The organism is Acidovorax sp. KNOB132 (genome assembly GCF_057541515.1).
In genome coordinates this window covers 1-6,781 of sequence record NZ_BAAJYT010000191.1, presented here as the reverse complement: position 1 = coordinate 6,781, position 6,781 = coordinate 1, and the positions used below count along the sequence as shown (strand labels likewise).

General features: G+C 68.5%; 8 protein-coding genes and 1 pseudogene. 4 read left to right on the top strand and 5 right to left on the bottom strand.

The annotated features are described in order from the left end of the window. The 4 genes from AC27IO_RS18370 to AC27IO_RS18355 all read left to right on the top strand — a co-directional run. Positions 1–638, top strand: a 638-nt coding sequence (locus AC27IO_RS18370; protein ID WP_487089591.1) for a class I SAM-dependent methyltransferase, incomplete at its 5' end; no start/stop codon positions are given. 60 nt (positions 639–698) lie between these two features. Then, entirely contained in the window at positions 699–1,022 is a 324-nt protein-coding gene (locus tag AC27IO_RS18365) for a DUF1840 domain-containing protein (protein ID WP_284415164.1), read from the top strand. Further along, positions 1,019–1,312, top strand: a complete 294-nt coding sequence (locus AC27IO_RS18360) for a hypothetical protein (protein ID WP_498740065.1) — start codon at positions 1,019–1,021, stop codon at positions 1,310–1,312. The genes AC27IO_RS18365 and AC27IO_RS18360 overlap by 4 nt, the downstream gene beginning before the upstream one ends. A gap of 61 nt (positions 1,313–1,373) precedes the next feature. After that, complete coding sequence (locus tag AC27IO_RS18355) at positions 1,374–1,784, top strand: structural protein P5 (RefSeq protein ID WP_284431647.1); 411 nt, start codon at positions 1,374–1,376, stop codon at positions 1,782–1,784. 37 nt (positions 1,785–1,821) lie between these two features. On the opposite strand, the gene AC27IO_RS18350 is transcribed toward AC27IO_RS18355, so the two are convergent. From AC27IO_RS18350 to AC27IO_RS18330, 5 genes and pseudogenes are all read right to left on the bottom strand, one after another. Beyond that, entirely contained in the window at positions 1,822–2,880 is a 1,059-nt protein-coding gene (locus AC27IO_RS18350) for a Bug family tripartite tricarboxylate transporter substrate binding protein (RefSeq protein ID WP_498740063.1), read from the bottom strand. A 210-nt stretch (positions 2,881–3,090) separates the two neighbouring features. Then, positions 3,091–4,080: a tripartite tricarboxylate transporter substrate-binding protein gene (locus tag AC27IO_RS18345; RefSeq protein ID WP_272567045.1), complete on the bottom strand. Its 990-nt coding sequence runs from the start codon at positions 4,078–4,080 to the stop codon at positions 3,091–3,093. 183 nt (positions 4,081–4,263) lie between these two features. Further along, the gene (locus AC27IO_RS18340) at positions 4,264–5,511 is read right to left on the bottom strand and encodes a phenylacetate--CoA ligase family protein (RefSeq protein ID WP_272567046.1); all 1,248 of its coding nucleotides are present in this window, start codon (positions 5,509–5,511) and stop codon (positions 4,264–4,266) included. Positions 5,512–5,618: 107 nt separating this feature from the next. Next, positions 5,619–6,428, bottom strand: a complete 810-nt coding sequence (locus AC27IO_RS18335) for an ABC transporter ATP-binding protein (RefSeq protein WP_272567047.1) — start codon at positions 6,426–6,428, stop codon at positions 5,619–5,621. Positions 6,429–6,635: 207 nt separating this feature from the next. Beyond that, a pseudogene (locus tag AC27IO_RS18330) lies at positions 6,636–6,781 on the bottom strand (ABC transporter substrate-binding protein); the annotation flags it as partial.

Genomic DNA, 6,781 nt, shown 5'->3' with positions numbered 1-6,781 from the left:
CGGGCCGCGTGCGCATGGAACTGCGCGACTACCGCGAACTGCAGCACCCCGAGCCCGCGCCGTTCGACCGCATCGCCTCGGTGGGCATGTTCGAGCACGTGGGCCGCGCGCACATGCCCGATTACTTCGCCACCGTGCGCCGGCTTTTGCGGCCCGGCGGGCTGCTGCTCAACCACGGCATCACCTCGGGCGGCGTGGACAACGCGCAGCTGGGCGCCGGCCTGGGCGACTTCATCGAAAAGTACATCTTCCCGGGCGGCGAGCTGCTGCATGTGAGCGCCGTGCTGCACGATCTGGCGGCCAGCGGCCTGGAGATGGTGGACACCGAGAACCTGCGCCCGCACTACGCGCGCACGCTCTGGGCCTGGTCCGACGCGCTGGAGGCGCGGCTGCAGGAAGCGCTGCGCGTGCTCTCGGCCGGGGTCGGCGCGCCGCAGGGCGAGCGTGCCCTGCGCGCCTACCGCCTCTACCTGGCCGGCAGCGCCATGGGATTCGAGCGCGGCTGGATGGCCCTGCACCAGATGCTGGCCGCGCGGCCCGACGGCGACCTGGCCACCGGCGCCCTGCGCGGGGCCCAGTCGGACTATCCTTTCACCCGCGACTACATGCATTCACGCACCGGCCCGGCCGGGCATTGACGGCTGCAAGCCACCCCATCACCCCTACCTACCCACCCTTACCAAGGACCCTCGCCACCCATGCTGTACAAGTTCAAATCCCGCGCGACCGCCGACGTCATCATGCTGGAGGCCAACGGCCGCCAGCTGCTGCAGATCATGGGCAAGGGCACCGACCCGCACGGCATCGTCACCGCCGCGCAGATCCCCGCCGCGCTCCAGGCACTGGAGGCCGCCGTCGCAGCCGACGACGCCAAGGGTCGGTCCGATGCCGGCGAGGCGCCGGGCAGCGAGGACGACGATGCGGGCGAGCGCCCCGACACCGTGCGCCTGCGCCAGCGCGCGGCGCCGATCATCGACATGCTCCAACGCAGCGCCGCGGAAGGGCACGACGTGGTCTGGTGAACCAGGCCGGACCGGCGCTGCGGCAGGCCGCCATGAGGCCGGTCACGCGGGCGTCGGCCGCGGCATGCAAGTCCCTCCTGGCGGAGGAAGTGAAGGCCAGGATCGGGACCGGCATGCCGGATTTTTCAGGCGAGAACGTTTCGAATTTCCGCAGCGCGGCACCCGTGGTGCCGATCGGGCCGGCGACCTTAAAAGTTCTGAAACCTGCTTCAGCGCGGCATGGAAAGCGTGAATTTCAGGACCCGGGCACCTACAGTTCGAGTCCGAAGCCAGGGGTCGAGCGACCGTGACGCGAGACCCGGGCCCAGCGCCCCACCGTGGGCACCATATCCTGCGTTCTCACCGCTTTTCATGTTGACTCTCGTTCCGCGCGGCATCCGCAACCACAATCCCGGCAACATCGTGCGCAACCACATCGGCTGGCGCGGCATGGCCGAGGACCAGTCGGCCGACCCCCGGTTCGTGGTGTTCTGCGAGCCGTACTGGGGCCTGCGCGCCATGGCCCTGCTGCTGCGCAACTACCAGGCCAAGTACCAGCTGTGCACCATCGACGGCATCATCCGCCGCTGGGCAGCCTGCGGCGAGTGCGATCCCTGCGACTACGTGCGGCAGGTCGCCGGCAGCCTGGACATCAGCCCGCACGCCTTCATCTGCCTGAACGCCGCGACCCTGCCGCCGGTCATGCGCACCATCGTGCAGCTGGAAAACGGCATGCAGCCCTATCCGGATGGGTTGATTGCCCGGGCGGTCAGCGCGTACTGAACGCCCACCGGGAGGCGTGCGGCCGCGCCACCGCGGCTCAATCCACCTTTGCGCCCGACGCCTTCACCACCTGCGCCCACTTGCGGTGTTCGCTGTCGATGTGTTTGGCGAAGTCGGCCGGCGAGTTGCCGCCGGGGATCGAGCCCTGCGCCAGCAGGCGCTCCTTGACGGCCGGGGTGGCCAGGGCCTTGGCGGTTTCCTGCTGGATGCGGGCCACGATCTCGGGCGGGGTCCCGGCGGGGGCGAGCAGGCCGAACCACGAGCTGGCCTCGTAGCCCTTGAGATCCGGGCCGCCGACCTCTTCGACCGTGGGCACATCGGGCAGGGCGGGCGAGCGGTGGGCGCTGGTCACGGCCAGGGCCTTGAGCTTGCCGGCCTTGATCTGCGCCATGGAAGACGGCAGGTTGTCGAACATCACGTCCATGTTGCCGCCCACCAGGTCCAGCAGCGCGGGGCCGGAGCCGCGGTAGGGCATGTGCAGCATGTAGGTCCCGGTCATGCTCTTGAACAGCTCGCCGGCCAGGTGGATCGAGGTGCCGTTGCCGCTCGATGCCATGTTCAGCTGGCCGGGGTGGGCCTTGGCGTAGCGGATGAAGTCGGGCACGGACTGGATGCCCAGCGTGCGCGCCTTGTCGGCGTTGATCTCCATCACGTTGGGCACGGCCGCCACGAGGGTGATGGGCACGAAGTCCTTGATGGGGTCGTACGGCAGCTTGCTGTACAGCGCGCGGTTGATGCCGTGCGTGCCGACCGTGCCCATCAGCAGGGTGTAGCCGTCGGCCGGCGACTTGGCGACCACTTCGGCGCCGATGTTGCCGCCCGCGCCGCCCCGGTTGTCCACGATGAACTGCTGGCCGAAGGCGCGGCCCAGCTCGGGTGCCACGGCGCGCGCCAGGATGTCGGTGGTGCCGCCGGGGGCGAACGGCACGACGATGCGCACCGGCTTGGTGGGCCATGCGCCGGACTGGGCATGGGCGCCGGGCATCGCGTTCCAAAGGCCGGCGGCCAGCAGCAGGGCGGCGAGCGCCAGCGCGCGGCGGCGCGGCGTGGCAAGGGGCTGGCGAAGGGTCTTGGACGGGGTGGCGGAAAAGCGCATGGGGATCGGTCCTTGGGGCTGGCGGTCAATCCCCCGTTGTAGGCGCCGCTGCGCGAGGCGGGCAGAGGGATGACCCGTAGGCCGGAGCGCGTTCCACGCCTCGCAAAATGCACGCCCCAAGAAAAAAACCGCCCCGGGGCGCAAGGCCTGGGGCGGTCGGGGCGATGCGCGGGCGCTGCGTGTGGCGCAGTGCCCGGCCCGTCAGTGGGATCAGTCGGCGTAGGTGCCGGCGGCCTTGATGATGGGGCCCCACTTGTCGATCTCGGCCTGCACGAACTTCTTGTGCTCGGCGGGTTCGACGCGCTGGTCGGCCGCCACCACGGCGCCCAGGCCTTCCTGCTTCTTGATGAAGTCGGGGTCCTTCAGCGCGGCCTTCAGGGCGTCGTTGAGCTTCTTGAGCACGTCGGCGGGCGTGCCCTTGGGCGCGTACAGGCCGTGCCAGATCGTGACCTGGAAGTCCTTCACGCCGGACTCGGCCAGCGTGGGCAGGTCCTTGAGGGATGGCGTGGTGAGGCGCTTGGGCGTGGTGACCGCGTAGGCCTTGACCTTCTTGGCCTCGATCTGCGAGGTGGTGTTGGTGGTCTGGTCGCACAGCAGGTCGATCTGGCCACCGATCAGGTCGGTGATGGCGGGTGCCGTGCCCTTGTAGGGCACGGGGGTCATCTCGACCTTGATCGCGCTCTGGTACAGCAGGCCGCACAGGTGGGACGCGGCGCCCAGGCCCGCATGGCCCAGGTTGATCTTGCCCTTGTTCTGCTCGATCCAGGTGGCCAGTTCCTTGTAGTTGTTGGCGGGTAGCGTGGGCTTAGCGATGAGCGTCATGGGCACGTCGTTCACGACGCCCAGGTACTCGAAGTCGTTGGGCACGCTGAACGGCAGCTTGCGGTAGAGCGCCGGCATGGTGGCCATGGCGATGTGGTTGAGCAGCAGGGTGTAGCCGTCGGGGTTGGCACGCGCCACCTTGGCGGTGCCGATGCTGCTGCCGGCACCAGCAGCGTTGTCGATCACCACGCTCACCCCACCCAGTGGCTTGCGCATGGCCTCCGCCAGATCGCGTGCCACGCGGTCGGTCGGGCCACCGGCGGCGAAAGGAACGACGATCGTGACCGTCTTGTCCTTGGACGGAAAACCCTGCGCCTGCGCGCCGAAAGCGGCGGCCACGGCAACGGCCACCAGTGCGGTCTTGAATGTAGTTTTCATGAGGTTCCTTTGAAAAGACGCGCCATGATAGCCACGGGTTTTTACACCGCCATCAAGGTAATTACTTAGCAGTAACGTGTAGGGGTTTAAAGGTTTATAGGCCTGCAGCGCTTGTCTGTACTGGTTTTTCAGCTATTAATATGGGAGCGGCGGGTGCGGCGATCCGGTGGGCGGCTGCCGGGCTCATCGATAGCTGCGTGCGTCCTCGATCACACGGCCGTCGTTGGGCAGCGTGCCGGGGGCCACCATCTCGACCTCGCCGCGCAGCTTGGTCTGCTCGCGCATCGCCTCGGCCAATTGCACGGCCAGGCCGGCGGCGGTCTCGGTGGTTTCCACGCGCAGCAGCATCTGGTCGCTGGCCATCTCGCCGCTCACCACCAGGCGCGCGCGCAGCACCTGCGGAAAGCGCCGCACGATGTCGGCCACCTGGCCGGGGTGCACGAACATGCCGCGCACCTTGGTGGTCTGATCGGCCCGGCCCATCCAGCCCTGGATGCGGGTGTTGGTGCGGCCGGTGGGGCAGGTGCCGGGCAGCACGGCCGAGAGGTCACCCGTGCCGAAGCGGATCAGCGGGTAGTCGGGGTTGAGCGTGGTCACCACCAGTTCGCCCACCTCGCCTTCGGGCACCGGGTCGCCGGTGCCGGGCCGCACGATCTCCACGATCACGCCCTCGTCCAGCACCAGGCCTTCGCGCGCGGTGGTTTCGTAAGCGATCAGGCCCAGGTCGGCCGTGGCATAGCACTGGTAGCCGGCCACGCCCCGCCCGGCCAGCCAGTCGCGCAGCGAGGGCGGAAACGCCTCGCCCGAGACCAGGGCCTTGCCCACGCTGGGCAGTGGCGTGCCCAGCTCGGCCGCCTTGTCCAGCAGGATCTTGAGAAAGCTCGGCGTGCCGATGTAGCCCGCGGGTTTCAGTTCGGCCATGGCCTGCACCTGCTGCTCGGTCTGGCCCGTGCCGCCCGGGAACACCGAGCAGCCCAGCGCATGGGCGCCGGTTTCCATCATCGAGCCGGCGGGCACGAAGTGGTAGCTGAAGCTGTTGTGGATCAGCTCGCCGGGCCGAAAGCCGGCGGCGTGGATGGCGCGCGCCATGCGCCAGTAGTCGCGCCGCGTGCCCTCCGGTTCGTACAGCGTGCCGGGGCTGGCGAACACGCGCGGCATGGCGGCGCCGAACGACAGCGCGCTGAATCCGCCGAACACGTTGGTGGCCCGGCCGGCCTGCTGGCGCGCGAGCAACTCGTGCTTGCGCGTGACCGGCAAGGTGGCCAGTGCCTGGCGCGTGGCGATGCCCGCCGGATCGATGCCCTGCAGGATGCCGGCGAACGCGGGCGAGGCCCGCTGCGCATGCGCCACCTGCGCGGGCAGCGCGGCCATCAATGCGCTTTCGCGGGCTTCGGGCGGGCGGGTTTCGAGGTCGTCGTAGAAAACGCTCATGGATATACCTCCGGGGTGCACGTTCTGGGCGTGCTGGGGATGGGAGACAGGCAAATGGTGGGCTGGACTGCGCCGCGCGGTCGCGGCGCGCCGGATTCGCGGTGGACCTAGGCCAGCCAGCGCTTGCGGCGCTTGTAGCTCTTGACGTCCTTGAAGCTCTTGCGCTCGCCGCCGCCGACGCCCAGGTAGAACTCCTTCACGTCCTCGTTGTTGGCCAGGTCGCTCGCCGCGCCGTCCATCACCACGCGGCCGCTTTCCATGATGTAGCCGTAGTCCGAGTATTTGAGCGCCATGTTGGTGTTCTGCTCGGCCAGCAGGAAGGTCACCTTTTCCTTGGTGTTGAGGTCCTTCACGATGTTGAAGACCTCCTCCACGATCTGCGGCGCCAGGCCCATCGAGGGCTCGTCGAGCAGCACCATGCTGGGGTTGGCCATGAGCGCGCGGCCGATGGCGCACATCTGCTGCTCGCCGCCCGAGGTGTAGGCGGCCTGCGAGGTGCGGCGGGTCTTCAGGCGCGGGAAGTACGCGTACACCTTCTCCAGGTTGGCCGCAATCTCGGCGCGGCTGGTGCGGGTGTACGAGCCCGTCATCAGGTTCTCTTCGATGGTGAGGTGGGCGAAACAGTGGCGCCCCTCCATCACCTGCACCACGCCGCGCTGCACGAGGTCGGCGGGCGAGAGGTTCTCGATGCGCTCGCCCCGCAGCTCGATGCTGCCCTTGGTGACCGCGCCGCGCTCGCCCTGCAGCAGGTTGGAGATGGCGCGCAGCGTGGTGGTCTTGCCCGCGCCGTTGCCACCCAGGATGGCGACGATGCCGCCTTCGGGCACCTGCAGCGAGACGCCCTTGAGCACGAGGATCACGTGGTTGTAGATGACCTCGATGCCGTTGACGTTCAGGACGATGTTTCTGGGTTCCATGGTGTTGCCTTCGCTGTGCCAATCGAAAGCGCTGCGGTGCAACGCTTTCGATTGGCGGCTGTGAACACAGCCTCAAAAAACCGGCGCGCCCCACGCCAGCAGACGCCGCGCAAGGGCCGCCCCGCGGCGCCTGGCGTCGTCCCCCTTCCGCCTTCGCACAGCGAAGCCAGAGAAGGGGAAGCCGCGGCAGCGCTCAGGGGGTTGTCCTTAGCTCTGGCAGTCGGCCGCATCCCGCCGCGTCATCTTCTTGTCGGCCAGGTACGTTGTCGGAGCCGGCCTGATCATGGCTTCAGGATCTGCTCGTCGGCTGGTACCCAGTCGGAGGAGAAGTCCCACTTCTTGCCGTCCCAGTG

Bases quoted from the DNA above. Each gene is read 5' to 3' on its own strand.
- AC27IO_RS18365 (WP_284415164.1), top strand. From the start codon at position 699: ATGCTGTACAAGTTCAAATCCCGCGCGACCGCCGACGTCATCATGCTG.
- AC27IO_RS18350 (WP_498740063.1), bottom strand. From the start codon at position 2,880: ATGCGCTTTTCCGCCACCCCGTCCAAGACCCTTCGCCAGCCCCTTGCC.
- AC27IO_RS18335 (WP_272567047.1), bottom strand. From the start codon at position 6,428: ATGGAACCCAGAAACATCGTCCTGAACGTCAACGGCATCGAGGTCATC.
- AC27IO_RS18340 (WP_272567046.1), bottom strand. From the start codon at position 5,511: ATGAGCGTTTTCTACGACGACCTCGAAACCCGCCCGCCCGAAGCCCGC.
- AC27IO_RS18345 (WP_272567045.1), bottom strand. From the start codon at position 4,080: ATGAAAACTACATTCAAGACCGCACTGGTGGCCGTTGCCGTGGCCGCC.
- AC27IO_RS18355 (WP_284431647.1), top strand. From the start codon at position 1,374: ATGTTGACTCTCGTTCCGCGCGGCATCCGCAACCACAATCCCGGCAAC.